This window comes from Acinetobacter sp. 197 (assembly GCF_048148385.1).
GTDB classification, from domain to species: Bacteria; Pseudomonadota; Gammaproteobacteria; order Pseudomonadales; family Moraxellaceae; genus Acinetobacter; species Acinetobacter pecorum.
In genome coordinates this window covers 133,914-159,894 of record NZ_JAYWZK010000008.1, presented here as the reverse complement: position 1 = coordinate 159,894, position 25,981 = coordinate 133,914, and the positions used below count along the sequence as shown (strand labels likewise).

38 protein-coding genes and 1 pseudogene are annotated in these 25,981 nt (G+C 44.7%); 4 read left to right on the top strand and 35 right to left on the bottom strand.

Annotated elements, in window-relative coordinates; translation table 11 throughout:
* Nucleotides 1-13: 13 nt before the first annotated feature.
* Both VXQ11_RS10015 and VXQ11_RS10010 read left to right on the top strand, forming a co-directional pair.
* Nucleotides 14-445 carry a hypothetical protein gene (locus VXQ11_RS10015; RefSeq protein ID WP_416705936.1) on the top strand — a complete coding sequence of 144 codons (432 nt, stop codon included), beginning with the start codon at nt 14-16 and terminating at the stop codon, nt 443-445.
* Nucleotides 446-506: 61 nt separating this feature from the next.
* Entirely contained in the window at nt 507-1,388 is an 882-nt protein-coding gene (locus tag VXQ11_RS10010) for a DMT family transporter (RefSeq protein ID WP_416705934.1), read from the top strand.
* Between the two features lie 62 nt (nt 1,389-1,450).
* On the opposite strand, the gene VXQ11_RS10005 is transcribed toward VXQ11_RS10010, so the two are convergent.
* From VXQ11_RS10005 to VXQ11_RS09985, 5 genes are all read right to left on the bottom strand, one after another.
* Nucleotides 1,451-3,733, bottom strand: coding sequence for a TRAP transporter large permease subunit (locus tag VXQ11_RS10005; protein ID WP_416705932.1), 2,283 nt, complete (start codon nt 3,731-3,733; stop codon nt 1,451-1,453).
* A gap of 197 nt (nt 3,734-3,930) precedes the next feature.
* On the bottom strand, nt 3,931-4,503 hold the full coding sequence (gene rrtA, locus VXQ11_RS10000) for a rhombosortase (protein WP_416705931.1): 573 nt from the start codon (nt 4,501-4,503) through the stop codon (nt 3,931-3,933).
* A gap of 63 nt (nt 4,504-4,566) precedes the next feature.
* Nucleotides 4,567-5,607 carry a hypothetical protein gene (locus tag VXQ11_RS09995; RefSeq protein WP_416680887.1) on the bottom strand — a complete coding sequence of 347 codons (1,041 nt, stop codon included), beginning with the start codon at nt 5,605-5,607 and terminating at the stop codon, nt 4,567-4,569.
* Nucleotides 5,608-6,143: 536 nt separating this feature from the next.
* Complete coding sequence (locus tag VXQ11_RS09990; protein ID WP_416705930.1) at nt 6,144-6,530, bottom strand: hypothetical protein; 387 nt, start codon at nt 6,528-6,530, stop codon at nt 6,144-6,146.
* Nucleotides 6,523-6,780 carry a succinate dehydrogenase assembly factor 2 gene (locus tag VXQ11_RS09985; protein ID WP_416705929.1) on the bottom strand — a complete coding sequence of 86 codons (258 nt, stop codon included), beginning with the start codon at nt 6,778-6,780 and terminating at the stop codon, nt 6,523-6,525. Before VXQ11_RS09985 ends, VXQ11_RS09990 begins: the two co-directional genes overlap by 8 nt.
* A gap of 183 nt (nt 6,781-6,963) precedes the next feature.
* On the opposite strand from VXQ11_RS09985, the gene VXQ11_RS09980 reads away from it, so the two are divergent.
* Complete coding sequence (locus tag VXQ11_RS09980; protein WP_416705928.1) at nt 6,964-8,136, top strand: acyl-CoA dehydrogenase family protein; 1,173 nt, start codon at nt 6,964-6,966, stop codon at nt 8,134-8,136.
* Nucleotides 8,137-8,197: 61 nt separating this feature from the next.
* Here VXQ11_RS09980 and VXQ11_RS09975 read toward each other — a convergent pair whose 3' ends face one another.
* From VXQ11_RS09975 to VXQ11_RS09830, 30 genes and pseudogenes are all read right to left on the bottom strand, one after another.
* On the bottom strand, nt 8,198-9,688 hold the full coding sequence (locus tag VXQ11_RS09975) for a flavin-containing monooxygenase (protein WP_064094515.1): 1,491 nt from the start codon (nt 9,686-9,688) through the stop codon (nt 8,198-8,200).
* A 234-nt stretch (nt 9,689-9,922) separates the two neighbouring features.
* Nucleotides 9,923-10,288, bottom strand: a complete 366-nt coding sequence (gene rplQ, locus VXQ11_RS09970; protein WP_004281488.1) for a 50S ribosomal protein L17 — start codon at nt 10,286-10,288, stop codon at nt 9,923-9,925.
* Nucleotides 10,289-10,306: 18 nt separating this feature from the next.
* Nucleotides 10,307-11,314 (bottom strand): DNA-directed RNA polymerase subunit alpha, encoded by a 1,008-nt coding sequence (locus VXQ11_RS09965; protein ID WP_004281489.1) that lies wholly within the window; start codon nt 11,312-11,314, stop codon nt 10,307-10,309.
* A gap of 16 nt (nt 11,315-11,330) precedes the next feature.
* A complete protein-coding gene (rpsD, locus tag VXQ11_RS09960) occupies nt 11,331-11,957 on the bottom strand; it encodes a 30S ribosomal protein S4 (protein WP_064094516.1) in 627 nt (208 codons plus the stop codon).
* Nucleotides 11,958-11,969: 12 nt separating this feature from the next.
* Complete coding sequence (gene rpsK / locus VXQ11_RS09955; protein WP_004281491.1) at nt 11,970-12,356, bottom strand: 30S ribosomal protein S11; 387 nt, start codon at nt 12,354-12,356, stop codon at nt 11,970-11,972.
* A gap of 19 nt (nt 12,357-12,375) precedes the next feature.
* A complete protein-coding gene (gene rpsM / locus VXQ11_RS09950) occupies nt 12,376-12,732 on the bottom strand; it encodes a 30S ribosomal protein S13 (protein WP_004281492.1) in 357 nt (118 codons plus the stop codon).
* A gap of 105 nt (nt 12,733-12,837) precedes the next feature.
* Nucleotides 12,838-12,954, bottom strand: a complete 117-nt coding sequence (gene rpmJ / locus VXQ11_RS09945) for a 50S ribosomal protein L36 (protein ID WP_000867907.1) — start codon at nt 12,952-12,954, stop codon at nt 12,838-12,840.
* A 19-nt stretch (nt 12,955-12,973) separates the two neighbouring features.
* Entirely contained in the window at nt 12,974-14,293 is a 1,320-nt protein-coding gene (gene secY, locus VXQ11_RS09940) for a preprotein translocase subunit SecY (RefSeq protein WP_416680952.1), read from the bottom strand.
* 45 nt (nt 14,294-14,338) lie between these two features.
* The gene (rplO, locus tag VXQ11_RS09935) at nt 14,339-14,779 is read right to left on the bottom strand and encodes a 50S ribosomal protein L15 (protein WP_064094518.1); all 441 of its coding nucleotides are present in this window, start codon (nt 14,777-14,779) and stop codon (nt 14,339-14,341) included.
* A 3-nt stretch (nt 14,780-14,782) separates the two neighbouring features.
* The gene (gene rpmD, locus VXQ11_RS09930) at nt 14,783-14,959 is read right to left on the bottom strand and encodes a 50S ribosomal protein L30 (RefSeq protein ID WP_004281495.1); all 177 of its coding nucleotides are present in this window, start codon (nt 14,957-14,959) and stop codon (nt 14,783-14,785) included.
* Between the two features lie 6 nt (nt 14,960-14,965).
* Nucleotides 14,966-15,463, bottom strand: a complete 498-nt coding sequence (rpsE, locus tag VXQ11_RS09925) for a 30S ribosomal protein S5 (RefSeq protein WP_004281496.1) — start codon at nt 15,461-15,463, stop codon at nt 14,966-14,968.
* A gap of 2 nt (nt 15,464-15,465) precedes the next feature.
* The gene (rplR, locus tag VXQ11_RS09920; protein ID WP_004281497.1) at nt 15,466-15,816 is read right to left on the bottom strand and encodes a 50S ribosomal protein L18; all 351 of its coding nucleotides are present in this window, start codon (nt 15,814-15,816) and stop codon (nt 15,466-15,468) included.
* Between the two features lie 14 nt (nt 15,817-15,830).
* On the bottom strand, nt 15,831-16,364 hold the full coding sequence (rplF, locus tag VXQ11_RS09915; protein WP_064094519.1) for a 50S ribosomal protein L6: 534 nt from the start codon (nt 16,362-16,364) through the stop codon (nt 15,831-15,833).
* Nucleotides 16,365-16,377: 13 nt separating this feature from the next.
* Nucleotides 16,378-16,773, bottom strand: coding sequence for a 30S ribosomal protein S8 (gene rpsH, locus VXQ11_RS09910; RefSeq protein WP_064094520.1), 396 nt, complete (start codon nt 16,771-16,773; stop codon nt 16,378-16,380).
* 12 nt (nt 16,774-16,785) lie between these two features.
* On the bottom strand, nt 16,786-17,091 hold the full coding sequence (gene rpsN, locus VXQ11_RS09905) for a 30S ribosomal protein S14 (RefSeq protein ID WP_004732275.1): 306 nt from the start codon (nt 17,089-17,091) through the stop codon (nt 16,786-16,788).
* A gap of 9 nt (nt 17,092-17,100) precedes the next feature.
* Complete coding sequence (rplE, locus tag VXQ11_RS09900) at nt 17,101-17,637, bottom strand: 50S ribosomal protein L5 (RefSeq protein ID WP_004645057.1); 537 nt, start codon at nt 17,635-17,637, stop codon at nt 17,101-17,103.
* A gap of 16 nt (nt 17,638-17,653) precedes the next feature.
* On the bottom strand, nt 17,654-17,971 hold the full coding sequence (gene rplX, locus VXQ11_RS09895) for a 50S ribosomal protein L24 (RefSeq protein WP_004281502.1): 318 nt from the start codon (nt 17,969-17,971) through the stop codon (nt 17,654-17,656).
* A 9-nt stretch (nt 17,972-17,980) separates the two neighbouring features.
* The gene (gene rplN / locus VXQ11_RS09890) at nt 17,981-18,349 is read right to left on the bottom strand and encodes a 50S ribosomal protein L14 (protein WP_004281503.1); all 369 of its coding nucleotides are present in this window, start codon (nt 18,347-18,349) and stop codon (nt 17,981-17,983) included.
* A gap of 91 nt (nt 18,350-18,440) precedes the next feature.
* Complete coding sequence (gene rpsQ, locus VXQ11_RS09885) at nt 18,441-18,698, bottom strand: 30S ribosomal protein S17 (protein ID WP_004281504.1); 258 nt, start codon at nt 18,696-18,698, stop codon at nt 18,441-18,443.
* Nucleotides 18,695-18,892 carry a 50S ribosomal protein L29 gene (rpmC, locus tag VXQ11_RS09880; RefSeq protein ID WP_004281505.1) on the bottom strand — a complete coding sequence of 66 codons (198 nt, stop codon included), beginning with the start codon at nt 18,890-18,892 and terminating at the stop codon, nt 18,695-18,697. Before rpmC ends, rpsQ begins: the two co-directional genes overlap by 4 nt.
* Nucleotides 18,892-19,305 (bottom strand): 50S ribosomal protein L16, encoded by a 414-nt coding sequence (gene rplP / locus VXQ11_RS09875; protein ID WP_004281506.1) that lies wholly within the window; start codon nt 19,303-19,305, stop codon nt 18,892-18,894. Before rplP ends, rpmC begins: the two co-directional genes overlap by 1 nt.
* Nucleotides 19,245-20,061, bottom strand: a pseudogene (gene rpsC, locus VXQ11_RS09870) (30S ribosomal protein S3). The gene rplP and the pseudogene rpsC overlap by 61 nt, the downstream one beginning before the upstream one ends.
* A gap of 1 nt (nt 20,062) precedes the next feature.
* The gene (rplV, locus tag VXQ11_RS09865; RefSeq protein ID WP_001982638.1) at nt 20,063-20,392 is read right to left on the bottom strand and encodes a 50S ribosomal protein L22; all 330 of its coding nucleotides are present in this window, start codon (nt 20,390-20,392) and stop codon (nt 20,063-20,065) included.
* 11 nt (nt 20,393-20,403) lie between these two features.
* Nucleotides 20,404-20,679: a 30S ribosomal protein S19 gene (gene rpsS / locus VXQ11_RS09860; RefSeq protein WP_004673001.1), complete on the bottom strand. Its 276-nt coding sequence runs from the start codon at nt 20,677-20,679 to the stop codon at nt 20,404-20,406.
* A gap of 19 nt (nt 20,680-20,698) precedes the next feature.
* Nucleotides 20,699-21,523, bottom strand: a complete 825-nt coding sequence (rplB, locus tag VXQ11_RS09855; RefSeq protein ID WP_064094522.1) for a 50S ribosomal protein L2 — start codon at nt 21,521-21,523, stop codon at nt 20,699-20,701.
* Nucleotides 21,524-21,534: 11 nt separating this feature from the next.
* Nucleotides 21,535-21,855 (bottom strand): 50S ribosomal protein L23, encoded by a 321-nt coding sequence (gene rplW / locus VXQ11_RS09850; protein WP_004281510.1) that lies wholly within the window; start codon nt 21,853-21,855, stop codon nt 21,535-21,537.
* The gene (gene rplD, locus VXQ11_RS09845) at nt 21,852-22,454 is read right to left on the bottom strand and encodes a 50S ribosomal protein L4 (RefSeq protein WP_035265093.1); all 603 of its coding nucleotides are present in this window, start codon (nt 22,452-22,454) and stop codon (nt 21,852-21,854) included. Before rplD ends, rplW begins: the two co-directional genes overlap by 4 nt.
* A gap of 11 nt (nt 22,455-22,465) precedes the next feature.
* The gene (gene rplC / locus VXQ11_RS09840) at nt 22,466-23,104 is read right to left on the bottom strand and encodes a 50S ribosomal protein L3 (RefSeq protein WP_064094523.1); all 639 of its coding nucleotides are present in this window, start codon (nt 23,102-23,104) and stop codon (nt 22,466-22,468) included.
* 60 nt (nt 23,105-23,164) lie between these two features.
* Nucleotides 23,165-23,476, bottom strand: coding sequence for a 30S ribosomal protein S10 (rpsJ, locus tag VXQ11_RS09835; RefSeq protein ID WP_000070912.1), 312 nt, complete (start codon nt 23,474-23,476; stop codon nt 23,165-23,167).
* Between the two features lie 272 nt (nt 23,477-23,748).
* A complete protein-coding gene (locus VXQ11_RS09830; RefSeq protein ID WP_064102406.1) occupies nt 23,749-24,483 on the bottom strand; it encodes a type 1 glutamine amidotransferase in 735 nt (244 codons plus the stop codon).
* 163 nt (nt 24,484-24,646) lie between these two features.
* Here VXQ11_RS09830 and VXQ11_RS09825 point away from each other — a divergent pair, with 163 nt between their 5' ends.
* On the top strand, nt 24,647-25,849 hold the full coding sequence (locus tag VXQ11_RS09825; RefSeq protein ID WP_416680893.1) for a PLP-dependent transferase: 1,203 nt from the start codon (nt 24,647-24,649) through the stop codon (nt 25,847-25,849).
* Nucleotides 25,850-25,981: the final 132 nt, after the last annotated feature.

The window sequence follows — 25,981 nt, the reverse complement described above, 5'->3', positions numbered from 1 at the left end:
TTCGGGAACCTAAATGACTCCAGATCATCGACAAAATCCTAAACTTTTATGGGGAATAGTGAGCGGATTAATTGTTGTGATTATTGCTGTTTGGATAATTATACAATTCTTTCTCACACAAAATGAAACGTTGCCAACACATCAGGGCGACCTGATCAATGCACCGGCACCGCAGACCATTTCTGAAAATTCTGAAAAGGCTACCAAGCCAGAAGTAACAGATGCGCTTAGTTCTGACAATGTGCTAGTAGATGCTTCTATTATGACAGAAGAAGTTACCAGCAATGCCACCTTGGCCAAAGAGGAAATTGCCCGACTGGAAGATATTCAGCTGCAGCTTGATGAACAGGAAAAAAGCCTGAAGCAACAGCACAGTACTGCTGATGAGCTGATTAAACTTAAAGAAGAACAAATCAAGTTACTCGAAGCACAACTGGCACAATAGTCAGAATAGGTTGGGGTTTTTCAGCTAGAATATCGTCAGATCTTCTAGCTCAGTTGTTTGCATGTCCGCCCCAGCCACTCCACATCTGCTCAAAGCCGTTCTGTTACTGACCTGCTCTGCCTTCCTGTTTTCAGTCATGGGCGTGTGCATCCGTTATGCCTCGGCAACGGTTGATAATGCTACCGTGGTTTTCTTTCGAAACTTTGTCGGGCTGTTTATTTTTCTGCCTTTCATTTTTAACAAGGGAATTGGTTTTTTTAAGACTGAAAAACTGTGGATGCACACCTGGCGTGCAGTGGTCGGTCTGACTGCCATGTACGGCTTTTTTTATGCCATCGCGCACTTAAAACTCTCCAATGCCATGGTCTTCACCTACTCTTCCCCGATTTTTATTCCACTGATTGCCTGGCTATTTCTCAAGGAAAAAATCACAACAAGCATGTTAGCCGCAGCTCTGATTGGTTTTATCGGGGTACTCTGTGTCGCCAAACCGGATTCTGGTTTATTCAACCTGATGTCAGCCATTGGTTTGGGTGCCAGCTTTCTGGCCGCGATGGCGTTTGTCACGGTTCGGGCACTGACCAAAACCGAGTCACCAGAAAAAATCGTGTTTTATTTCTGTTTTATTGGCACATTGATTTCCGTGATTCCGATGTTCTGGCTGTGGCGACCTTATACCCTGAAAGAACTCAGCTTTCTTGTCGCTGCCGGCCTTTTGGCCAATTTCAGTCAGCTCTTCATGTCCAATGCTTATAAACTGGCTCCGGCAGGACAGATTGGACCAGTCAACTATGTGGCAATTTTCTTTGCTGGCATGTGGGGCTTTCTGTTCTGGCATGAAGTTCCGGACCTATATAGTCTGATCGGGCTAGGTCTGATTTTCTGTGCCATTTTGCTGTGTAGTTCGATCCTGCAAAAGCGCCTGAATTCATCCAAAATTTGATTAAAGAATTTAAATCAAATAAATAAAAAAGCACCCGTAGGTGCTTTTTTATTGCTTTTCTTTTATTGATACCAGCCGAACAACTTAAAGATATAAGGTACATAAGCAATGATCAGCATCGCAGGCAGCAACACAATCACCGGCAAAATCCAGCGTTCATAACGGTAATAGAAAGACAAGTGTCGTACTTCTGCATCGGCTTCAGCCACTTCGGCATCGCCAATCGACTGCCTGGCCAGTAAATGATTCAGTGCCACTGGCGGCGTCACATAACCCAGCTCGAAACCAATCAGGGTAATCATCCAGAAATGAACCGGATGAATGCCGTATTGATAAGCCACTGGAGCAACCGTTGCAGAGATCAGAATGACCGCTCCGAATGGATCCATGATCATCCCGACAAAAATCATCAAGCCGACAATCAGTGATATCACCAGAATGGTACTGCTGATATCAGTCGGAAAGGCTTCCATAATTTCCATACGTTCCAGCAAGCCACCAACACTCACTGAAAGTGCCATCAGGATCACCAGCGCACCAATATGTCCTACAGTTTCACTGGTAGAAATATGCATAGATTTCCAGAAACCGACATGACGTAAAATTTCAGTCGCTTTTGAACGCTGCACACCATGATCAACCACCAGTTCTTTGCCTGCTTGTTCGCTATGTTCAGCTTCACGATATTCTGCATTGGTCACCGCACCGGCTGTTGCAAGCTCAGGAGCCGATCTGGAGTTTAAAGTCGCGGTCAAGGTGTCATCCCAATGCCCCACTGCCGGTAGTGGCGCAGGTTCGTGGCGCAGCTTGTCGAACAGGACAATCATCAGCAGAATGACTGGCATCATCACAGGTGCAGTAAATTCATTCAGATCAGTCGACAAGGCATATTTATAGAATAGCCAGATCAGAATGAAAATCACGATATAAGGAATAACTGCAACGAAGGCACGCCCGGATTGAGGCGCAGCTACAGTAGGTGCAGCAATCCGGAATTTATTTTCTGCAAAGAACAGGGAAATTACCAGGAATAAAGTCGAACTGAGCAGGAAGACATAAATCCCGTAGTGATACAGCAAATCGGTGGTGACTTCTTTATTCAGTGAAGCCACGACGACGATCAGCAAACACGGGCGTAAGACTACGCCCAGTGAACCGGACATGGCTGTGGCCGCCAGTGCAAACTGACGGCGTCCACCCGCATTCCAGACTTCCTTATAAATAATCGCACCTGCGGCAATGACGAAAATCCCTGATGCTCCGGTATAGGCGGTTGGTAATGCAGCGGCCAGCAGGATTAACCAGGTCAGGGTTTCAGGTGCCAGATTCCAAGGACGCAGAATATTCAGGAACATGTCCACGACACGAGTCTGTTTCAACAACATACCGGCCCAGATAAACAAAGCCAGATTCAGGAAGATACTAGAAAATTCTACCAATTGACCGAGGTAAATCCCCTGTCCCATTGGATAGTCCATAAAGAACGTAAAGTTTATCCCGGTAGTAATGGCCATATAGGCATACAGCGGCACACTCAGAAAGGCCAGACCAAAATTACCACCCTCACGTGTCGGTTTCGGTGGTTTGATGACCTGATAAAGGCTAATTAGAGTGAGTGTGCTAAACAGAATCATCCACAGCCAGTAGATGTATTTCATTTCGCCCATCGCCACACCCGAATTCAACACAGACTGGTATTGGCTATAAGATGAGAATGCCAGAAAAGCATTAGCAACCAGCATGGCCACCGAATAGACTTTAAAGTCCATTCGGGTACTTGGACTGCGTAGGCCAATATGATGGGTTTTTAGGGTGGCACTGATTGCAGCGAAAACCACCATGATGACCAGAAGCAAAGCCCGGTTTTCAGTACCAAACTTGAATATGCCAAAGAAAGAGGTTTCAAATGTCCGATAAGCCCGAATACTTGGATGCGCTTCTACATGCTGAATGGCTTTGTCATAAAACAGGTAGGATTCTTCACAGACCTGCTGTGCCTGCAACACCGCAGCACGGACATCCGCTTCCGAGCGCACGCCAAAGAAATCGGCATATTCATCGGCCGCATCGGCTTTCATCTGTTGCTGAACACGCTGATCGACATTGATATTACGTTCACATTGTGGGCGTGTCGGTTCAGCACGTAAAAATGAATATTGCATTCCGGTTGCCGGATCGCCGTAAATACGCTCGCCCATACGCAGCAACTGGCCGTGAATCATTTCCCCGGTGCCGATAATCAAAGTGAGCAAAAGTAAAACCAGCACGACAAAGGTCGAGATCCACTCTGTCCATATATAACGCAACAGACCTAGTCCTGATCTGTTTTGATCATCATTTTGCATATGTTTTCCTATTATTGTTTTAGCGGCCTGTCGCTTGATCCAGATCGCTGATCTTGCCTTCTGCTCCCGAAAATTCCTTTTCAAAAGTCAGGATATTTATTCTATGTTTTGAATCTGCATGAAAACCGGCATAATAAAAATGACAATTTATATTTTCTTTTAGTTTTTTCTGCCAAGTAGCTGTCTATTCCTACACTTTAGCTATCCCTAAAATAATTGGTCACAATATAAATGACTGCCAGAATCACCCCCCAGATCACCCCCAGTAAATGTGCTTCTACCAGCACTGGACTACCAATGAGTTGGGCTGTTCCGGAATTACCAATGGTATTTTCCCAGACCAGTTTGGCCAAGATGAGAAACAGCACCAGCGCCGCAAATCCACGTTCCCGCTTATACTGCAAATGCACACAGGCTACTGCTACATAAGCCCCGTGTAATACTCCTGACAACCCTGCATATGCTTCAATATTCGGCAAGAAAAAATAAAAGCTTAAACTGATCAACGGTGGCAAGATCAGCAAAATGGCACAGAAATGCCAGACGGTAGCGCGTGGAAAAATGAAAGGTAAACAGATAAAGGCGAGAATGTTTAGAAAGTAATGAATCCAGCTCACATGTACCCAGTGCGCTGTCCAGAGTCGCCAGAATTCACCAAGCAGACTCTCTCGCCAATAAATGAAATCGTCCTTGAAAATTTGCAGACAAGCACAAAGAGAGACAAAAGCCGCTAGAAAAATAATTTTTTGTCGAAAATGTTGCTCTAGCATCGGCCTATTGCCCTCCTTGGTTCTCTAGTTTGGAGTTCACTCCTGAAGCCTATATGGTACTGCTTACAAATCCGCGCTGAACAACTCATCGAGTTCGGAAGAGCTATCTGACTCATCCCAGAAACGTTGCATACCATCATCGCCACTGCGTACACCGGTATGTTCTGTCCAATAGCGATCAGATATACCGCTGACCATAATTGCAGCCATACTGTCAATCAGCTTGAATTGTGGATTGACCGGTTTGTCTTCAGTACGGGCCTGAGCAAAAGTTTTAAGGGCATCGCGGACTTTGGCATCATCACCACTGGCCTGTGCGGCTACGGCATATAAGGCATGAGATAAACGTACACCTTTTTGCTCACCAATTTGTGTAGATTGTTTTAAGGTTTGGTAAGGGTCAGGTTTACCATCCCCGGCGCCTGGCAACAAGGTCCAGATCACCGCACGAGTGGCATTCGGTGCACCCCAGAATTTCGCGTTATCCAGACAAACCATGCCTCGCTCGACCACGGCAGCAATATCTTTTGGTACATGCACTGCACCACCCGAGTTAATATCATTGGTCATGGCCTGCAAGCCACTGAGCATGCCCAGCAGATAAACGGTTTGCTCGATGTCACTGTTCATGCGCGGGCATTCTTCACCCAAGGCTTTTTGATATTTCTTTTCATAACGGCTTTGAAACAGCTGATAACCGGTATACTGACGCTGTGCTGCCAGTGCCGCCCAGCGCTTCTGCTCGATCCGGGCATCCTGGGCTTCTGCTACCTGATTGGTTTTTGAAGCACGTAAATAGCGCAACTCGGCTTCAAGTGCTTTTTGTTCAGCACAAATACCGGCAGCTGAATACATCAGTACAGCCACCCGGGTTGGATCTGCTCCCATTTCTTTGGTTGCCATAATGGCCGGCGTTAAAGAATTTCCTGAATTGCACACCATTTCAGCATCATCCATCGCTAAAATCGGTGGGACGATATGATTTTCGGTGAAACCCAGTGCCACATTGGCACCAGTTTTAATAACCTGAGAACATCCCGTCAAAACTGTTGTTGTTATTGCAATAGTCGCCATACCTTGGCATATTTTACGGACGCCTGACATTTTCCTGTCCTCTATAATTGTGATTATGTCCATCTTTCTGCTAAAGATATCAGAAGCATTTTGTGAATAAAAGAGTATTTACTCTAATTTAGACCAGACACTTTGCCATTAAATGACCACACTGCAATTGACTGTATTTAGGAGAATCCCAAATTTTGGGCAAAAAAAAGTAGCATTGCGACGGTTCAGCACATGCTACTTATTAACTGTACAAACAGAGAAGTGGTTTAAACCCTGCTTGATTAAGATGAAAATTTATCCTTCAGCACTGTCCCGATTCGTCCAATTACCAGGGCCAAAACAATCGCTACAATCAGAAACATCCACACTGGAAATTCCATCAGGGTCTCCCGTATTTGCTGTTGGTAGGCTCAATGTACAGGCTAAAAATAAAACACAGGGGATAAATTGTCAGACAATTCATCTAAGTCATGAATTAACCTTGATTTTTGTCTGACAACAAAAAGACCATAACAATCTAAGTATTTGTTTATTTTAAATTTTAATAAAATAATTAAAAAACATTTGTCTTACAATTAAATTAATTTAGTCAATACTTTTAAAGCTTTCCATTGCTTGAGTGGCAATTGATCACACCAGATCAGTAAAGGCCGAGCCTTGGCATGCTGGAAATACACCACAATATATGCCTGATGATCAATGACATGACTAATAGACACCCGATGGGTTGGCATTGCTTTGGCAGTCAATGACCATTCACGGCCATCCAGATATTCAAACTGCTCAATTTGTGGCGTCTTGCGGTAAAACAGATGGTACACCAGCAGTCCTGCGAGTGCGCACAGCAACCAGAGTGCAAACGGTAGTAACTGATAGAGCAAATACATTAACAGTGCAAAAATAAAAAGCTGAAACGCCAATGCACACAGACTGCGTTTCAGCTTGAAGCAGCGATTATCCATGAACGTAAAATTTAAGCTTCTTGATAAAATCTTTCAGTTCAGGACGCGGCGGCTCGGATACTTCCATAAACCAGTCCAGCAAATCTGGGTCTTCCTGCTCCACCAGCTCTGCAAACATCTGCTTTTCAAAAGATTCAGCATTCAGATAGTAATTTTTGACGTAGGGATCAAAATAGACATCCAGTTCTTTTAAACCACGACGCGCACGGTAAATCACTTTGCGCTCTTCCAAGCTAATGTCATCAGTCATCGAATTTCCCCAATTCGTTATAAACCCGAATAGTTTACCTGAAGCATCAACTGAATTTCGAGGGATTTCATAGAAATGACCAAAAGCATCAGCAGATTTAGCTGATTTGAACATTCCGCTCATTGCCGCTGTTCCCAGCTTGACCTAAGTTAAAGTAAACCGATCAAAATAAGGAATAACAAGATGCAATCTGCAGCCATTCGCCCGCTTACTCCCATGCTGCCCCGCCAACTTTTTACTGCCGAGCATGAAGCTTTTCGCGAAACGGTACGCAAGTTTTATGAAAAGGAAGTTATTCCACATACCGAACGTTTTGAAGACCAGCAACATGTAGATCGAGAGCTATGGAATAAAGCTGGTGAGCTTGGTTTACTCTGTGCGACCATGCCTGAACAATATGGCGGCTCTGGCGTAGATCGGCTGTATAGCATGATCTTGATTGAAGAACAGGCCTATGCCGGAGACTCAGCCACCGGGTTTTCCCTGCATTCGGATATCGTCGCCAATTATCTGCTGAACTTTGGCAATGAAGCTCAAAAACAGCAATGGCTACCCCAAATGGCTTCCGGGGAAGTCGTCACCGCTATTGCGATGACTGAACCAGGCACGGGCTCTGACCTGCAAGCAGTGCGCACCTCGGCAGTACTGGATGGCGAAGACTATGTCATTAATGGTTCCAAGATCTTTATTACCAATGGCTATCTTTGCGATATGGCCATTGTGGTCTGTAAAACAGGTAATAGTGACAAAGGCTCGGCCAATCTCTCCTTGATGATGGTCGAAGCCGACCGGCCGGGATTTAGTAAAGGCAAGCCCTTAAATAAAATCGGTATGAAAGGCCAGGATACCTGCGAACTGTTTTTTGACAATGTTCGGGTTCCCAAAGAAAACCTGCTTGGTCTGGAAGGCATGGGCTTTATGATGCTGATGAAGGAACTGGCCTGGGAACGCCTGATTGTAGCGATTATCTGTCAGGCAGGTGCTGAAGCGGCTTTTGCCCACACAGTAAAATATACCAAGGAACGTCAGGCATTCGGCAAGAGCATCAGCCATTTCCAAAATACCCGTTTTAAACTGGCAGAACTGCGTACCGAGATCGATGTCTGCCGCGCTTATCTGGATCGCTGTATGCAGCTGCAACTCAAGCAGGAACTGGGTGTGGATGCCGCTGCTGCGGCCAAATACAAGATTTCAGAAATGTACAGCAAAGTCGTAGATGAATGTCTGCAACTGCATGGCGGCTATGGTTATATGCTGGAATATCCAATTGCCCGGGCTTATATCGATAACCGTGCCAACCGGATTTATGCGGGTACCAATGAAATCATGAAAGAACTCATCGCGCGCTCACTGTAAAACCGACGAATTAAAAAGGAGTCACTCAGGACTCCTTTTTCTGTACGCTAAAAATTCAAATTCAAGAAACCAGACGCGGCTTATGATTAAGTGCATTGCTCTTTTTCCTGAATTTCAGCACGCCATCTTCAAACGAAGCCTGTTTCAGTTCCTTACGGTCGGCGAGATAATTATTGCTGACTTTCCACGGAGCATGTTTACCCTGCTTTGGCATCACATTTGCTGCACGGGCAATATATCCCGATGTCAGACTGCCCATCACAGTATCATCCATCAGTTCCGTGGCATCGCCTGTTGCAATGACTTCATCAAAATGTTGTTGGTCCATATGGTTAAGCAAACGGCAAATATATTCTGCTGCAATGTCCACTTTAAGCGTCCAGGAAGCATTAATATAGCCAATAATCAGCGCCATATTCGGAAGGTCACTCACCATAACGCCTCTATACAGCATATGCTGCGAGGTATCGACAGGCTGACCATCCATCGTCGCCTGAATCCCGCCAAGAATTTGTATGTTCAGGCCAGTGGCAGAGACAATAATATCAGCATCCAGATGTTGACCCGATTTCAGCTGAATCCCGGTTTCGGTAAAAGTTTCTATCTGATCGGTTGTAACTGATGCCTGCCCTTCACGTAAGATTTTAAACAGGTCACCATCTGGCACTACACACAGACGCTGATCCCAAGGCTCATAATTCGGGGTAAAGTGTTTCATGTCCACTTTACCTTTCAGTTGAAATTTTACTGATTTAAGCAACAGCGTTTTTAACAATTTGGGTTGCTTTTGTGCCAGGGCATAAATTCCACGCTGCATACCAATGTTACGCGCCCGCGTCAGCTTATAAGCCAGATCTTCAGGCAGATATTTACGCATTTTTGAATATATAAAATCGACAGAAGGCACAGAGGCAATATAAGTCGGTGAACGCTGCAACATGGTCACATGACCTGCTCCACCTTTAGCCATGGCAGGCACCAAAGTAATCGCAGTGGCACCACTGCCAATGATGACCACTTTTTTGCCCTTATAGTTTAAATTTTCCGGCCAGTGCTGCGGATGAATGAATTCCCCCTTGAATGCCTGCTGATTTGGAAACTCCGGCTGGAAACCTTGGTCATAATTATAATAACCGGTACAACCTAGTACGAAGTTAGCGATCCAGATCTGCTTCTTGCCCTGCGCATCCAAAATCTCTACTGACCATTTGCAGGTGGCAGAATCATAATTGGCACTCAGCACCCGATGCTGGAAATGGATTTTTGGCTGAAGTTTAAACTCTTCTACCACTTCAGAGAGATAGCCTTTGATGGACGCTCCATCGGCAAGCACACTTTCCTTCTGCCAAGGCTTGAAATTAAAACCAAAAGTTGACATGTCAGAATCGGAACGGATACCCGGATATTTAAACAGATCCCAAGTTCCGCCAATACTCTCACGACGTTCAATAATATCAAAAGAGCGTTGTGGACAATGTTTAGAAAGATGCACTGCCAGACCAATCCCCGAGATCCCCGCACCCACAATTAAAATATCTACCTGCTTTTCCATATTGTTCTTTTACCTAAGCGATGCTATCGGTTTTAATTAAATCACAAAACTGACAATACACAATGTCAAGTTGATTAAAAAGCCACTATTTTTTTATCTTTTGAGGCCAAATCAATTATGCAGGATGTATAGGTAAACCAAATTCAGATTTATTCAAATAAAGTTTTCAGGCATTAAAAAAGGCCGGTTTATTCAACCGACCTTTTTGAACAACTTACGTTATTCTTCACGAAATTAGTTAACTTCGCGATCTACTAGCTCAACGTAAGCCATCGGTGCAGCATCACCTGCACGGAAGCCCGCTTTAAGAACACGTAGATAACCGCCGTTACGCTCTTTGTAACGAGGGCCAAGAACGGTAAATAATTTACCAACAGTTGCTGCTGAACGAGTACGAGCAAACGCCAAACGACGGTTTGCTACTGTATCGTTTTTAGCTAAAGTGATTAAAGGCTCAGCTACACGACGTAACTCTTTTGCTTTAGGCACAGTTGTTTTGATCAACTCGTGCTCGAACAAAGAGTTAGCCATATTTTGGAACATCGCTTTACGATGACTGCTTGTACGGCCTAATTTCACACCACTATTACGATGACGCATGGTGATAGTCCTACTTAATTAACGGCTACGATAGGCGAAACGATCGTCCATACGGAGACTAGCCGGTGGCCAGTTCTCTAAACGCATGCCGAGTTGTAAGCCTTTAGAAGCCAGAACATCTTTGATCTCAGTAAGCGATTTTTTACCCAAGTTAGGAGTTTTAAGCAACTCAACTTCGGTACGCTGTACAAGATCACCAATGTAGTAAATGTTTTCTGCTTTCAAACAGTTAGCAGAACGAACAGTTAGCTCTAGATCATCTACTGGGCGAAGCAAGATTGGGTCAACTTCTTCACGAGGTTCTTGAGCCACAGGTGCTTGATCTTTCTGAAGGTCAACAAAGATTGCAATTTGTTGTTGCAAGATTGTTGCCGCTTTGCGGATTGCTTCTTCAGGATCAACAGTACCATTGGTTTCAAGATCAATGATCAGTTTATCAAGGTCAGTACGTTGTTCCACACGCGCGTTTTCCACGGTATATGAAACACGTTTGATTGGGCTGTAAGAAGCATCTAACTGCAAGCGACCCACTGGGCGAGTTTCGCCTTCTGGGAAGCGTGAATCAGAAGTTTCGTAGCCACGGCCTTGAGCCACTTTCAGGCGCATTTTTAATGAGCCTGAGGCACTTAAAGTACCGATCAAATGTTCAGGGTTAACCACTTCAACATTATGAGGTAAACGAAGGTCAGCCGCAGTTACGTCGCCTGCACCTTGTTTCTCTAATGTTAAATAAGCTTCATTTTGATCGAACAGCTTAATCGACAATCCTTTTAGGTTCAGCAAGAGCTCGACGATGTCCTGCTGCAAGCCTTCCAAAGTACTGTACTCGTGCTCGACCCCTTCAATCTCAACTTCTACCACAGCTGCGCCAGGTAGAGAAGAAAGAAGAATGCGACGTAAAGCATTACCAAGAGTATGACCAAAGCCACGCTCTAATGGTTCTAGAATAACTTTTGCCGAGGTCCCGCTTGCCGCTTCGACCTTAATCGCTTGCGGAGTTAGAAACTCATTTGCAGTACGCGTCATATTGCTTCCTCAAGGATTATTTAGAATACAATTCTACAATCAAGCTTTCGTTGATTTCAGCAGGTAAATCAGAACGATCCGGTGCAGATTTGAACGTACCTTCTAATTTAGAATGGTCAATTTCCATCCAAGAAGGCAAGCCACGTTGAGTCGCCAATTCAATTGCGTTTTTAATACGTAATTGTTGTTTAGCGCCTTCGTGAACTGCGATCACATCACCCGCTTTAACTTGGATAGACGCAATGTTAACACGACGGCCATTCAAAGTGATGCTACGGTGAGATACTAACTGACGAGCTTCTGCACGAGTAGAACCGAAACCCATACGATAAACGACGTTATCAAGACGGCTTTCAAGTAGCTTCAACAGGTTTTCACCAGTTGCGCCTTTAACACGAGCAGCTTCTTTATAGTAGTTACTAAATTGACGCTCTAAAACACCGTACATGCGACGTACTTTTTGTTTTTCGCGTAATTGTAGTGAGTACTCAGATTGTTTACCACCACGAGCCCCGCCGTGCTGGCCAGGAGCTTTCGCATGTTTTTTAGTCTTAACATCAAACGGTTTAACGCCTGATTTAAGTTGCAGGTCTGTCCCTTCGCGACGAGAGAGTTTGCATTTTGGACCAATATAACGAGCCATGAATGTTTCTCCTTACACGCGACGTTTTTTAGGTGGACGGCAACCGTTGTGAGGAATTGGAGTCACATCGGTAATGCTATTAATTTTATAACCCACTGCACCTAAAGCACGAACCGCAGATTCACGACCAGGACCAGGACCTTTTACAAGGACGTCCAAGTTTTTCAAACCGTAATCTAAAGCAGCTTTACCAGCAACTTCAGCAGCTACTTGAGCAGCAAACGGAGTTGATTTACGTGATCCACGGAAGCCTTGTCCACCTGAAGTGGCCCAAGCCAGTGCATTACCTTGACGATCGGTAATAGTCACAATGGTGTTATTAAAAGAAGCGTGAATGTGTGCGACACCTTCAGAGACGGTACGAGTGACCTTCTTGCGTGCGCGAGTATCTTTAGCCATCTTTTAGCTTCCAGAAATCTTATTTCTTAATAGGTTTGCGCGGACCTTTACGGGTACGTGCGTTAGTTTTGGTGCGTTGACCGCGGACAGGCAAGCTGCGACGATGACGAAGACCGCGGTAGCAGCCTAAATCCATTAAACGTTTAATGTTCATGGAAATTTCGCGACGTAAATCACCTTCGGTCGGAACCTTAGCAACTTCTGCACGAATCGCATCAAGCTGAGCGTCATCTAATTCACGGATCTTAGTAGTTGGAGCAATACCAGCAGCAGCTAAGATAGCTTTTGAAGTATGGCGGCCAATACCAAAGATATACGTTAGAGAGATAACAGCATGCTTGTTATCCGGAATGTTTACACCGGCAATACGAGCCATTCAATTTTCTCCAAAAAGGCAGTAGATAATCAACCGCCCCACAAAAATCTTGAGGGGCGGATAATAACCTAATTCGCCTACAGAAATCAACAGGTCTTAATCAGATTAACCTTGACGCTGCTTATGACGAGGTTCTGCGCTACAAATTACGCGGATAACCCCATTACGACGGATAACTTTACAGCTACCACAAATTTTTTTAACAGAAGCTTGTACTTTCATGATGAAACCTCAAGTGCGCTTATCCCTTAGGATGAGCAGTCGTTTTTCTCATTAACGTTTGATTATCGTATTGGTGCGAAGTGAGATGTGATTGCAGCTGAGCCATAAAGTCCATCACCACTACCACAACAATCAGCAAAGAAGTACCACCCAAATAGAATGGAATACCAAATGAACTTTGCAATATCATCGGCATCAAACAAATGACAGTGATATAAATCGCGCCAATAAACGTCAAACGATTGAGAATATGATCTAAGTAACGAGCAGTTTGCTCACCTGGACGTATACCAGGCACGTAAGCTCCGCTGCGTTTCAAGTTCTCTGACACTTCTTTAGGACTAAATACCAGTGCTGTATAGAAGTAACAGAAAAAGATAATTAACGCACCAAAGAGCACCAAATACAACGGCTGACCAGGCGACAACACCAATGCCAAATCTTGCAGGCTACGTTTAATAAATCCAGCATTTGGATCTGCACTGCCCACCCATTGACCTAAGCTCGCAGGGAACAAAAGCAATGAACTGGCAAAAATTGCCGGAATCACACCCGCCATATTAATTTTTAATGGCAAATGTGTCTGCTGTGCAGTAAATACACGACGACCCTGTTGTTTTTGAGCATAGTTCACCGGAATGCGACGCTGCGCTTTCTCGATAAACACGATCGCTGCCAAGACACCTAAAGACAGTAAACCAAAAATTACCAAGCCGATTAGGCTGGTCTGGCCATTATCTACAGATGACAATGATTGCATAATCAGATTAGGCAATCCGGCAACAATACCCGCAAAGATGATCATGGAAATACCATTTCCCACCCCACGTTCGGTAATCTGCTCACCCAACCACATCAAGAACATGGTCCCGGCAACCAGTGAGGTTACTGCAGGAACATAAAAAGCCAAACCAGTATTCAGGGTAATTCCCTGACTGATGAGGCCCGCACACATACCTATCGCCTGTACCAGCGCCAAGAATAAGGTGCCTTGTCGTGTGTATTGATTAATTTTACGCTTGCCTTGCTCGCCTTCTTTCTTTAAAGCTTCCAGCGAAGGAACCACCGTTGACATCAGCTGCACAATAATCGATGCAGAAATGTAAGGCATGATCCCCAGAGCAAGAATCGACATTCGTTCTAATGCCCCTCCAGAAAACATGTTAAACAAACCCAGGATCGTACCTGAGTTTGCATTAAACAAGTTTTCCAACGCAGCATTATTGATGCCTGGTACTGGAATATGCGCTCCTAGTCGAAACACCAACAACGCACCAATGAGAAACATCATTCGACGAATAATTTCACGGTATTTCACATGAAATGGTTGGCCTTTCATCATGTTGACATGACCTGAAGAACTAGGAGTCATAGACACTGGGGATTACTCCTCGACTTTGCCGCCAGCAGCTTCAACAGCAGCTTTAGCGCCTTTAGTCAATGCAACACCTTGAATAGTGAATGCACGAGTAATTTCACCAGAAAGTACGATACGAGCACGAGTCATGTCTTTACGTACAACGTTCGCAGCTTTTAAAGTTTCTAGAGACACGATGTCGCCTTCAACTTTAGCAAGCTCAGATAAACGTACTTCAGCAGTTTTCAAAGCCAATTGGCTAGTGAAGCCGAATTTAGGCAAACGACGATAAAGTGCTGTTTGACCGCCTTCGAAACCTGGACGAGTACCACCGCTCTTACGTGAGTTTTGACCCTTGACACCACGGCCACCGGTCTTACCAACGCCAGAACCGATACCACGGCCTAGACGAAGGTTGTCACGTTTAGCACCTTCTGCAGGTGCAATTGTATTTAAACGCAGAGTCATGGCTTATTCCTCTACACTAACCATATAGTAGACTTGGTTGATCATACCACGGTTAGAAGGTGTGTCTAACACTTCTACAGTATGACCAATACGACGCAGACCTAAACCTTGCAGGCTAAGCTTGTGATTTTTCAAGCGGTGCGATGCAGATTTAGTCTGGGTAACTTTAATCGTTTTCATGATTGATTACCCTTGAATTTGTTCTACTGAAAGACCACGTTTCGCAGCAACCTTTTCAGGAGTAGTCATATCACGCAAACCATTGAAAGTTGCGTTTACTACGTTAGCAGCGTTAGTAGAACCACGGCATTTAGTCAACACGTTACGTACGCCTACAGCTTCTAGAACTGCACGCATAGCGCCACCAGCAATTACACCTGTACCTTCAGAGGCAGGCTGCATGAATACGCGACTAGCGCCGTGACGTGCATGAATTGGATGCTGTAACGTACCATCAACAAGGTCAACAGTAATCATATTGCGACGAGCAGCTTCAAGTGCTTTAGAGATAGCAGCTGGAACTTCACGTGCTTTACCACGACCAAAACCTACGCGACCATTACCATCACCCACAACAGTTAATGCTGTGAAAGAGAAGATACGACCACCCTTAACAACTTTGGCTACACGATCAACGGCAACCAGCTTTTCAACAAGACCTTCGTTTTGTTCAACTTTAGCCATGATTAGAACTCCAAGCCGTTTTCACGAGCAGCATCAGCCAAGGCTTTGATACGACCATGATATTTAAAACCAGAACGGTCAAATGCAACTTTAGTAACACCAGCTGCTTTAGCGCGTTCTGCGATTAAAGCACCTACTTTTTGAGCTGCTTCAACGTTACCAGTTGTACCCGCACGTAGAGTAGCGTCTAAAGTAGAAGCTTGCGCTAATACTTTGCCACCATCTGCAGAGATAACTTGAGCATAGATGTGACGCGGAGTGCGGTTTACACACAAACGAGTCGCACCCAATGCACGGATGTGCAAGCGTGTGCTTTTCGCACGACGCAAACGGGATTGTTTCTTTTCGTTCATAAGAACCTCGCGCCTTATTTCTTCTTAGCTTCTTTACGAAGTACAACTTCGTCAGAATAACGAACACCTTTGCCTTTATACGGCTCTGGTGGACGGTAACCACGGATATCTGCAGCAACCTGTCCTAAAGCTGCTTTATCAGCAGATTTAAGAATGATTTCAGTTGCAGTTGGAGTTTCAGCAGTTACACCTGCAGGAAGTGCATAATCGATCGGGTGAGAGAAACCAAGGTTAAGATGAACAACGTCACCTTTAACCGCAGCTTTATAACCAACACCGATAAGCTGTAACTTACGTTCGAAACCTTCGCTCACACCTTTTACAAGGTTGTTAAGCACAGCGCGAGCAGTACCAGCTTGCATCCAAGCGTCTTTCGACTCTTCTACTGGAGCAATAGCTAATGTACCGTCTTCCTGTTTAAGCTCGACCAGCGCATGCAGGTTGAAAGACAATGTACCTTTAGTGCCTTTCACTTCGACCTGCCGGCCGTTCTGAGTAACTGTTACACCGTTAGGTACAGTTACTGGGGCTTTAGCCACACGAGACATGAGGAATCACCTATTAAGAAACAAAAGCAATAACTTCACCACCAACGCCTGCAGCACGTGCAGCGCGATCAGTCATGATGCCTTTGCTTGTAGAAACAATTGCAATACCTAAACCTTGCTTAACGCTTGGAAGTGCATCTTTACCGCGATACTGACGTAGACCTGGACGGCTTACGCGTTTCACAGTTTCAATAACTGGTTTGCCTTCGAAATACTTTAAAGTCAAAGTAAGAGTTGGTTTGCCTTCAGCATCTGCAACTTCTACGTTTGAAATATAACCTTCTTGTTGAAGTAAGTTAGCAATTGCTACTTTCAACTTAGAATTAGGCATAGAAACAGATTGTTTCTTCGCCATTTGTGCGTTACGAACACGTGTTAGCATGTCGGCAACGGTATCTTGCATACTCATCTATAGTGCTCCTTACCAGCTTGCCTTAACAACGCCAGGTACATCACCTTGCATTACTGTTTCACGTAATTTGTTACGGCTTAAACCGAACTTACGGAAGTAACCATGAGGACGACCAGTTAAACCACAACGGTTACGTAGACGTACTGGAGATGCATTACGTGGTAATGCTTGTAATTTCATCATCGCTTCGAAACGTTCTTCGTCTGATGCATTTACGTTTGCAATAACAGCTTTTAATTCAGCACGTTTTGCAGCGTATTTAGCAACAGTAGCTTCGCGTTTCAATTCGCGATTAATCATACCTTTCTTAGCCATATCGACCTCTTATTTGAACGGGAAGCCGAATGCACGCATAAGCGCACGGCCTTCGTCATCGGTGCGAGCAGTCGTAGTAATGGTAATATCCATACCACGAATACGATCAATCTTGTCAAAATCGATTTCAGGGAACATGATTTGTTCCTTAAGACCCATTGAGTAGTTTCCACGACCATCGAATGATTTCGCAGAGAAACCACGGAAGTCACGAATACGAGGGATCGCAATCGAGATCAAACGGTCTAAGAATTCGTACATACGTTCGCCGCGTAAAGTAACTTTACAACCGATCGGCCAACCATCACGGATTTTAAAACCAGCGATTGATTTACGAGCTAACGTAAGTACTGGTTTTTGACCAGCGATAGCTTGCATATCTGAAAGAGCACCATCAAGGAGTTTTTTGTCAGCAGCAGCTGCGCCAACACCCATGTTGATCGTGATTTTAGTGATGCGAGGAATCTCCATCACATTCTTAACGCCCAATACTTCTTGTAACTGAGCTTTAAGTTCGTCATTGTAACGTGTTTTAAGTCTGGCCATGGCCTATATCAACCTATTACTTCGCTACCGCCACTGATTCACCATTTGATTTGAATACGCGAGTTTTCACGCCATCAATCACTTGGTAACCAACACGGTCAGCCTTTTGGGTTGTAGCATTAAAAACTGCCACGTTTGAAATATGAAGCGAAGCTTCCTGAGTTACAACGCTACCTTCAGCGCCTGTAGCACGGTTCGGCTTCTGATGCTTCTTCACCAAGTTAAGGCCTTCAACCTTAACACGGTCATTAGAAACAGACAGAACAGTACCCTGTTTGCCTTTTTCTTTACCTGCGATCACAATTACTTGATCGCCTTTTTTAATCTTAGCCATGATCGCCTCTTATAGAACTTCAGGAGCCAATGAAATAATTTTCATGAACTGTTCAGTACGAAGTTCACGAGTCACTGGTCCGAAAATACGAGTTGCAATCGGCGCTTTGTTGTTGTTCAAAATAACAGCAGCGTTATCGTCGAAACGAATCACTGAACCGTCTGCACGACGGATACCGAATTTTGTACGAACCACAACCGCATTCATCACGTCACCTTTTTTAACACGTGCGCGTGGAATTGCTTCTTTTACAGTAACTTTAATAATGTCGCCAACAGAAGCATAACGACGATGCGAGCCACCAAGTACTTTAATACATTGTACGCGGCGTGCACCACTGTTGTCTGCTACGTCGAGCATAGTTTCGGTCTGAATCATTGCCCTACTCCAAAACCGAGCAACACCGGTCGAAATTTCGAAAGGCTCAAAGAGTACTCGAAATTGACCGATGATGCAACAAGAACGTTAATTACTCAGCAGCTGCTTCAACAACTTCAACTAGAGTCCAAGACTTAGTTTTAGAAATTGGGCGGCTTTCTTTAATGGTTACAACATCACCAGCTTTCGCTGTATTGTTCTCATCATGAGCATGTAATTTTGTTGAACGGCGGATTAATTTGCCATACAACGGGTGTTGAACTTGGCGTTCAATAAGCACAACGATAGATTTATCCATCTTGTCGCTTACAACTTTGCCAGTTAACGTGCGGACTGTTTTATCACTCATTGTCCGTTCCCCTGTTTTTCGGTAAGGAGGGTCTTAATACGAGCAATAGTCTGACGAGTAAGTGCAACTTCATGCGATTTACCCAATTGACCAGTTGCTTTCGCCATACGAAGACGGAATTGGTTAAGCTGTTGCTCATCAAGCAAAGCTGTCAACTCTTCTACCGACTTTTCACGTAGATCTTTAGTTTTCATTACATTACCGTCCGAGTCACGATAGCGGTTTTAAACGGAAGTTTAGCTGCTGCAAGCGTAAACGCTTCGCGAGCCAGTTCTTCGTTAACACCATCAATTTCGTACAAGACTTTACCTGGTTTGATTTGGCAAACCCAATATTCCACAGAACCTTTACCTTTACCCATACGCACTTCAAGAGGCTTAGAAGTAATCGGTTTGTCCGGGAATACACGGATAAAGATCTTACCACCACGCTTAATACGACGGCTAATTGTACGACGCGCTGCTTCAATTTGACGCGCAGTCATTTGACCACGTTCAACTGATTTAAGTGCAATAGTACCGAAAGATACTGTGCTACCGCGGTGTGCTAGACCAGTGTTACGGCCTTTCTGCACTTTACGGAATTTAGTACGCTTAGGTTGCAACATGGATTATTCTCCTTTTTCAGCAGAACGATCATTGCGACGACCACGACGCTCTTGACCTTCACCACGACCACGACCGCGTTTAGCTGGACGTTCTTCTGCTGGAGCTGGGTTCATGACTTGTTTCATGCCGCCCAAGATCTCACCACGGAAGATCCAAACTTTAACACCGATCGTACCGTAAGTAGTCTCAGCACGCATAGTCGCATAGTCGATATCTGCACGAAGCGTATGTAGAGGTACACGACCTTCACGATACCACTCAGTACGAGCAATCTCAGCACCACCTAAACGGCCTGAAACTTCTACTTTGATACCTTTAGCACCAGCACGCATGGTGTTTTGTACCGCACGCTTCATAGCACGACGGAACATTACACGTTTTTCTAATTGAGAAGCGATAGCTTCAGCAACTAGACGCGCGTCTAAGTCTGGACGATCAATTTCATTGATACTTACTTGCGCAGGGACACCCATGATAGCTGTCAATTCGCGTTGTAGTTTCTCAATATCTTCGCCTTTTTTACCGATCACGATACCAGGACGCGCAGTGCTAATAGTTACTTTAGCAGCGCCTGTCGGGCGTTCGATAAGAATATTGCTGATCATCGCGTTTTTAAGTTTTTTAGTTAAAAACTCACGAACTTGAAGATCTTTAAGCAAGTATTCAGCGTATTGTTTCGGATTCGCATACCAGTTAGCGTTATGACGTTTCACAACACCTAGGCGGATACCGATTGGATGAACCTTCTGACCCATATCAAACCCCTACCTTAACGGTGATGTGACAAGTACGCTTAGTAATACGATCTGCACGGCCTTTAGCACGTGGCATAATACGTTTCAGGCTCATGCCTTCATCAACGTAGATCGTAGAAACTTTAAGATCGTCTACATCTAAACTGTTATTGTGTTCAGCGTTTGCAATTGCAGATTCCAACGCTTTCTTAACTAGAACTGCAGCTTTTTTGTTGCTGAAGTTAAGAATGTTAAGAGCGTGCGCAACAGATTTGCCGCGGATAAGATCTGCAACCAAACGAGCTTTTTGTGCCGAGATAGCGGCACCGCGTAATTTAGCAGTTACTTCCATCATAGCACCCATTAACGTTTAGATTTCTTGTCAACACCGTGACCGCGATAGGTACGAGTTGGTGCAAATTCACCAAGCTTGTGACCAACCATGTGTTCAGAAATGATCACAGGAACGTGGTTACGGCCATTGTGTACAGAAATTGTTAAACCAACAAAATCCGGTAGGATCATCGAACGACGCGACCAAGTTTTGATCGGCTTACGGTTATTAGCCGCGATAGCCGCTTCAACCTTAGCGAACAAGTGCGCATCGACGAATGGGCCTTTTTTCAGAGAACGAGGCATTGTCAGATTCCTTTACTTGTTACTTAACGCGACGGTCGCGAATAATCATCTTAGTCGTACGCTTATTGGTACGTGTTTTGTACCCTTTAGCTTTTTGACCCCATGGGCTTACAGGTTGAATACCTTTATTACGCCCTTCACCACCACCATGTGGATGGTCAACTGGGTTCATCGCCATACCACGAACGGTAGGACGAACACCACGCCAGCGTGATGCACCAGCTTTACCTAGTGAACGAAGGTTGCTTTCTGAGTTAGATACTTCACCTAACACAGCACGGCATTCAACGTGAATTTTACGCATCTCGCCTGAACGTAGACGAACGATAGCGTAAGAACCGTCACGACCCAACAGCTGAACTGAAGTACCAGCTGAACGAGCTAACTGCGCGCCTTTACCGATTTTAAGTTCGATGTTGTGAAGAGTAGAACCGATTGGCATGTTGCGAAGCGGCAAGCAGTTACCTGGACGAATTGGAGCATCGTTACCAGACTGTACTTTATCGCCAGCGCGAAGGCCTTTAGGAGCGATGATATAGCGACGCTCACCGTCAGCATACAATACAAGTGCAATGTGTGCAGTACGGTTAGGATCGTATTCGATACGCTCTACAGTTGCAGGAATACCATCTTTGTTACGTTTAAAGTCAACTAGACGGTAGTGCTGCTTGTGACCGCCACCAACGTGACGAGTCGTGATGTGACCGTTGTTGTTACGGCCGCCAGTACGTTTTTTAGCTTCTACCAACGGAGCGTATGGTGCGCCTTTGTGAAGGTGATTATGAACCACTTTCTCTACAAAGCGACGTCCTGGAGACGTTGGCTTACATTTTTGAATAGGCATAATTCTCGTCCTTATTCCGCTGTGCTTTCAGCGGTATCGCCCAAGTCAGCCATTTCTACATCTTGGCCAGCTTTCAGGGTGACGTATGCTTTTTTAACATCAGAACGACGTCCTAATGTTTTACCAAAGCGTTTAGACTTACCTTTAGTGATAGTCGTGTTAACTTTAACAACTTCCACACCAAAGAGTTGTTCCACTGCTTTTTTGATTTCAAGCTTGTTTGCATTTAATGCAACTTTAAACACTTGAACACCAGCAGTTTCACCTAAAACTTGTGCTTTTTCTGAGAATACAGGTCCTTGCAGGACTTGATAGATACGTTCGTTGTTCATCCGAGTTCTACCTCAATTTTCTTAGCAGCAGCTACAGACATAACAACTTTGTCGAACGCAATCAAGCTAACCGGATCGATTGCAGCAGCATCAACCACATCAACGTGTGGAAGGTTACGTGCAGCAAGATACAGGTTCTCATCAACAGCATCAGTAACGATCAATGCGCGAGTCGCATTCAAGTCGTTAAGTTTTGCAAGCAATTCTTTAGTTTTTGGAGCTGCAACAGCAAACTCTTCAACTAAAACTAGGCGATCTTGACGAACAAGCTCAGCCAGGATGCATTGCATAGCACCGCGGTACATTTTACGGTTTACTTTTTGAGACCAGTCTTGTGGACGAGCAGCAAAAGTTTTACCACCGCCAACCCAGATTGGGCTACGAATAGAACCAGCACGAGCGCGGCCAGTACCTTTTTGACGGAATGGTTTTTTACCACCGCCAGAAACGTCTGCACGTGATTTTTGAGCTTTAGAACCTTGACGACCACCAGCTAAGTAAGCTGTAACAACTTGGTGTACAAGAGCTTCATTAAATTCACGACCGAACGCAACTTCTGATAATTCAACAGCAGAGCCGGAAACAGTATTTAAATTCACGTTATTTCCCCTCAGGCCTTGATAGTAGGACGAACAGTTACGTCGCCACCAGTAGCACCAGGAACCGCGCCTTTAACAACAAGAACTGAACGCTCAGTGTCGATAGCAACGATTTCAAGACCCTGTGTAGTTACGCGTTCAGCACCTAAATGGCCAGCCATTTTTTTGCCTTTGAACACGCGACCAGGAGTCTGGTTTTGACCAGTAGAACCTAGAACACGGTGAGAAAGTGAGTTACCGTGAGTAGCGTCTTGAGTACGGAAGTTCCAACGCTTAACACCACCTTGGAAACCCTTACCTTTAGAAGTACCAGTTACGTCAACAACTTGACCAACCTGGAACATTTCAACGGTAAGCGTACCACCAACTTCACGACCTTCAAGCTCAGCTTCTGAAACACGGAATTCTTGAACCAGACGACCAGCAGCAACACCCGCTTTCGCGAAGTGACCTTTCTGAGCGTTAGTTACGCGAGATTCGCGACGTTCACCAGTAGTGATTTGAATCGCTTGATAACCATCAGTTTCAAGCGTTTTGATTTGAGTGATGCGGTTAGGATCAACCTCAATCACTGTAACAGGCACAGAAACACCAGCATCTGTAAAGATACGTGTCATACCGCACTTGCGACCGACTAAACCAATAGCCATGTGCATAAACCTCTAAAAAAGCGGCCTAATTAACTTAGAGTGTTAATTAACCCGAAAGCCTTAACCCAATGCGATCTGAACATCAACACCAGCTGCAAGATCTAACTTCATCAATGCATCTACAGTTTTGTCTGTAGGTTGAACGATGTCGATCAAACGCTTGTAAGTACGGATTTCGTACTGGTCACGCGCGTCTTTGTTTACGTGTGGTGATGTTAAAACGTTAAAACGTTCAATACGTGTAGGCATTGGAATTGGACCACACACTTGTGCGCCAGTACGTTTTGCGGTTTCTACGATTTCTTGAGCTGATTGATCGATCAGACGATGATCAAAAGACTTAAGACGGATACGAATTCTCTGGTTAGACATACCAGTAAACTCCAAGCCAAATATATAAAGAATCACTCTTGACGCATCTCACCCCACTTTAATGTGGGCAAGTGTCAAGAGCAGTGAATTATCACTAAGGTCATGATCGATGCCACGACTGTAACGATAGTTAACTACTTTATTCGCAGTTAACCCCCTTCCTATTGAAGGGTCGCTTATTATAGCCATTGTTTATTGCATAAGCAAATCTCTTTTATGGTTTTATCCAAGTTTTAAATTGATGACTTAAATAATGGCTTATTGATTGAATATCAGGCAGTTTTTGCCAGAACATATTCTATCGCACGGTTTAATATATGATTTCCTTCAATAAATTTCTGTTTTGGGGTTTTTTTTAGCTCAACCAAGTTTTGTACATATCTTCCTGAAAATTGCCCCAGCTCTTCCTCATTTTCCAAAAACAATTCGAGTGTTTCGGGTGTAATTTCTGGATGAAACTGGAAACCTAATACATTTCTGCCCAGTTGATACATCTGATTACGACAGGCTTCATTTTCTGCCAGATGGATTGCACCTTTGGGCAGTTCAAAAGTTTCATTATGCCACTGTAGAATATTGAACTGCTCCGGCAAGCTAAAACACGATTCCGGCAGATTGACTACCCTCTGCACCGTGGTCCACCCCAATTCCTGCTCCGGATTGCGGCTAACGCCTGCACCCAGGGCATTTGCAATCAACTGCCCACCCAGGCACAGGCCAATTGCCGGTTTACCGTGTGAAAGATAGCGACGCAACCAGCGTTTTTCTATTTTTAACCAAGGGAAATTTGCTTCATCATTCACACTCATGGTTCCACCCATAATGATCAGCAAATCCACCTCTTCTACTGCAGGCAATGCCTCGATCTCCAGAGGTGGGTCTACAGGTAAAGCAAAAAATTCAGTCGCGGTAATTTGCGCCTGATGCTGCTTCAAAAACTCATAACAACTACCGAAACCTTCACCAGCAATATGCTGAAAATAATGCACTTTTAAATGCGACTTCATGCTCCTCAACCTATTTTTTTAGCTATATGGCTTTAGCTTTTGCAAAAATGAAGCCAAGTTTTTTCTACCCCTGCTGTTTTTAAACAATTCATAACGTAACTGGCAGTGAGTCACAGATTCTCTTAAGCTAGAGTAATATTTGATTACATTTGAGCGCATTCACGTGAAACAAGACTCTCAAACTCGCCTGATTCATGCACCACGAAAGGCCCCTCAATTAATTTCGAGCATTCAGCCTCCCCTCTATCGTGCATCGACCATAATTTTTAACAATACCGATGCCCTGTTTAATCGCCATTGGAGCGATGAGTATGATTATAGTTATGGCACGCATGGCACACCCACTACGTTTACTCTTGGCGACAATATCGCCCAACTCGAAGGTGGCTTGTATCATCTGCTCGCACCGAGCGGTTTATCTGCGATTAATCTGGTGAATTCCTGTTTTTTAAGCCAGGGGGATGAGGTTTGGGTAGCTGACAACATCTATGGCCCAAACATGGAACATTTACGCAATCTGGAGAAGCGTTATGGAATTACGGTTAAAGTCTATAATCCGATAGAGATTGAAACTTTTCAGCCTACAGATAACGCCAAACTGATCTGGCTCGAGGCTGCCGGCTCAGTGACCCTGGAATTCCCAGATTTGACCGGTTTGGTGAAAAAGGCGCAGGCGCATAATATGGTGACTGTACTGGATAATACCTGGGGTGCAGGTCTGGCTTTTAATGCCTTTGATTTTGGTCATGAACATTTAAGTGTAGATATTACGGTACATGCACTGACCAAATATCCAAGCGGTGGTGGCGACATCCTGATGGGCTCAGTGGTCACACGAGATAAAGTCTTGCATCACCAACTGTTCCGTGCGCATGCCCTTCAAGGCATTAGTGTTTCTGGGGATGATGTGGCTCAGGTACAACGCAGTCTGGCGTCTATGCAACTGCGCTATGAACATCAGTCACAAAGTTGTCTCACTATTTTGGACTGGCTTAAACAGCAAACTGAGCTTATACAGGTATTGCATCCTGCTGATTCTGACAGCGCAGGCCATCCATACTGGAAAGAAATTTGCAGGCAAGCGCATAGTGCCGGTCTGGTCAGTGTAATCTTTGACAGCAAATACACAATACAGGATATCCGGAATTTCTGTGACAGTTTAAGCCTGTTCAAGCTTGGCTTTAGCTGGGGTGGTCCTGTCAGTCTGGTCATGTTATATAACTTAAATGACATGCGCGTGCTGCAACATTCCCACCTAAAAGACGGCTTACTGGTGCGATTCTGTATTGGTCTGGAACACCCGAAAGACTTGATTCAGGATATCCAGCACGCCTTGGAACAAATGAAAAAACTTAAACATGAATAATAGAAAGATCTATGGATAGATCAGCTGTTATTGCTAAAACTATTCCAGATAGGATACCGACGATGTTCTGTAATCATCATTTGCCCAGCGACCTGGCTTGATTGCAGGCACCACCGGTATCGTAAAGCTCCC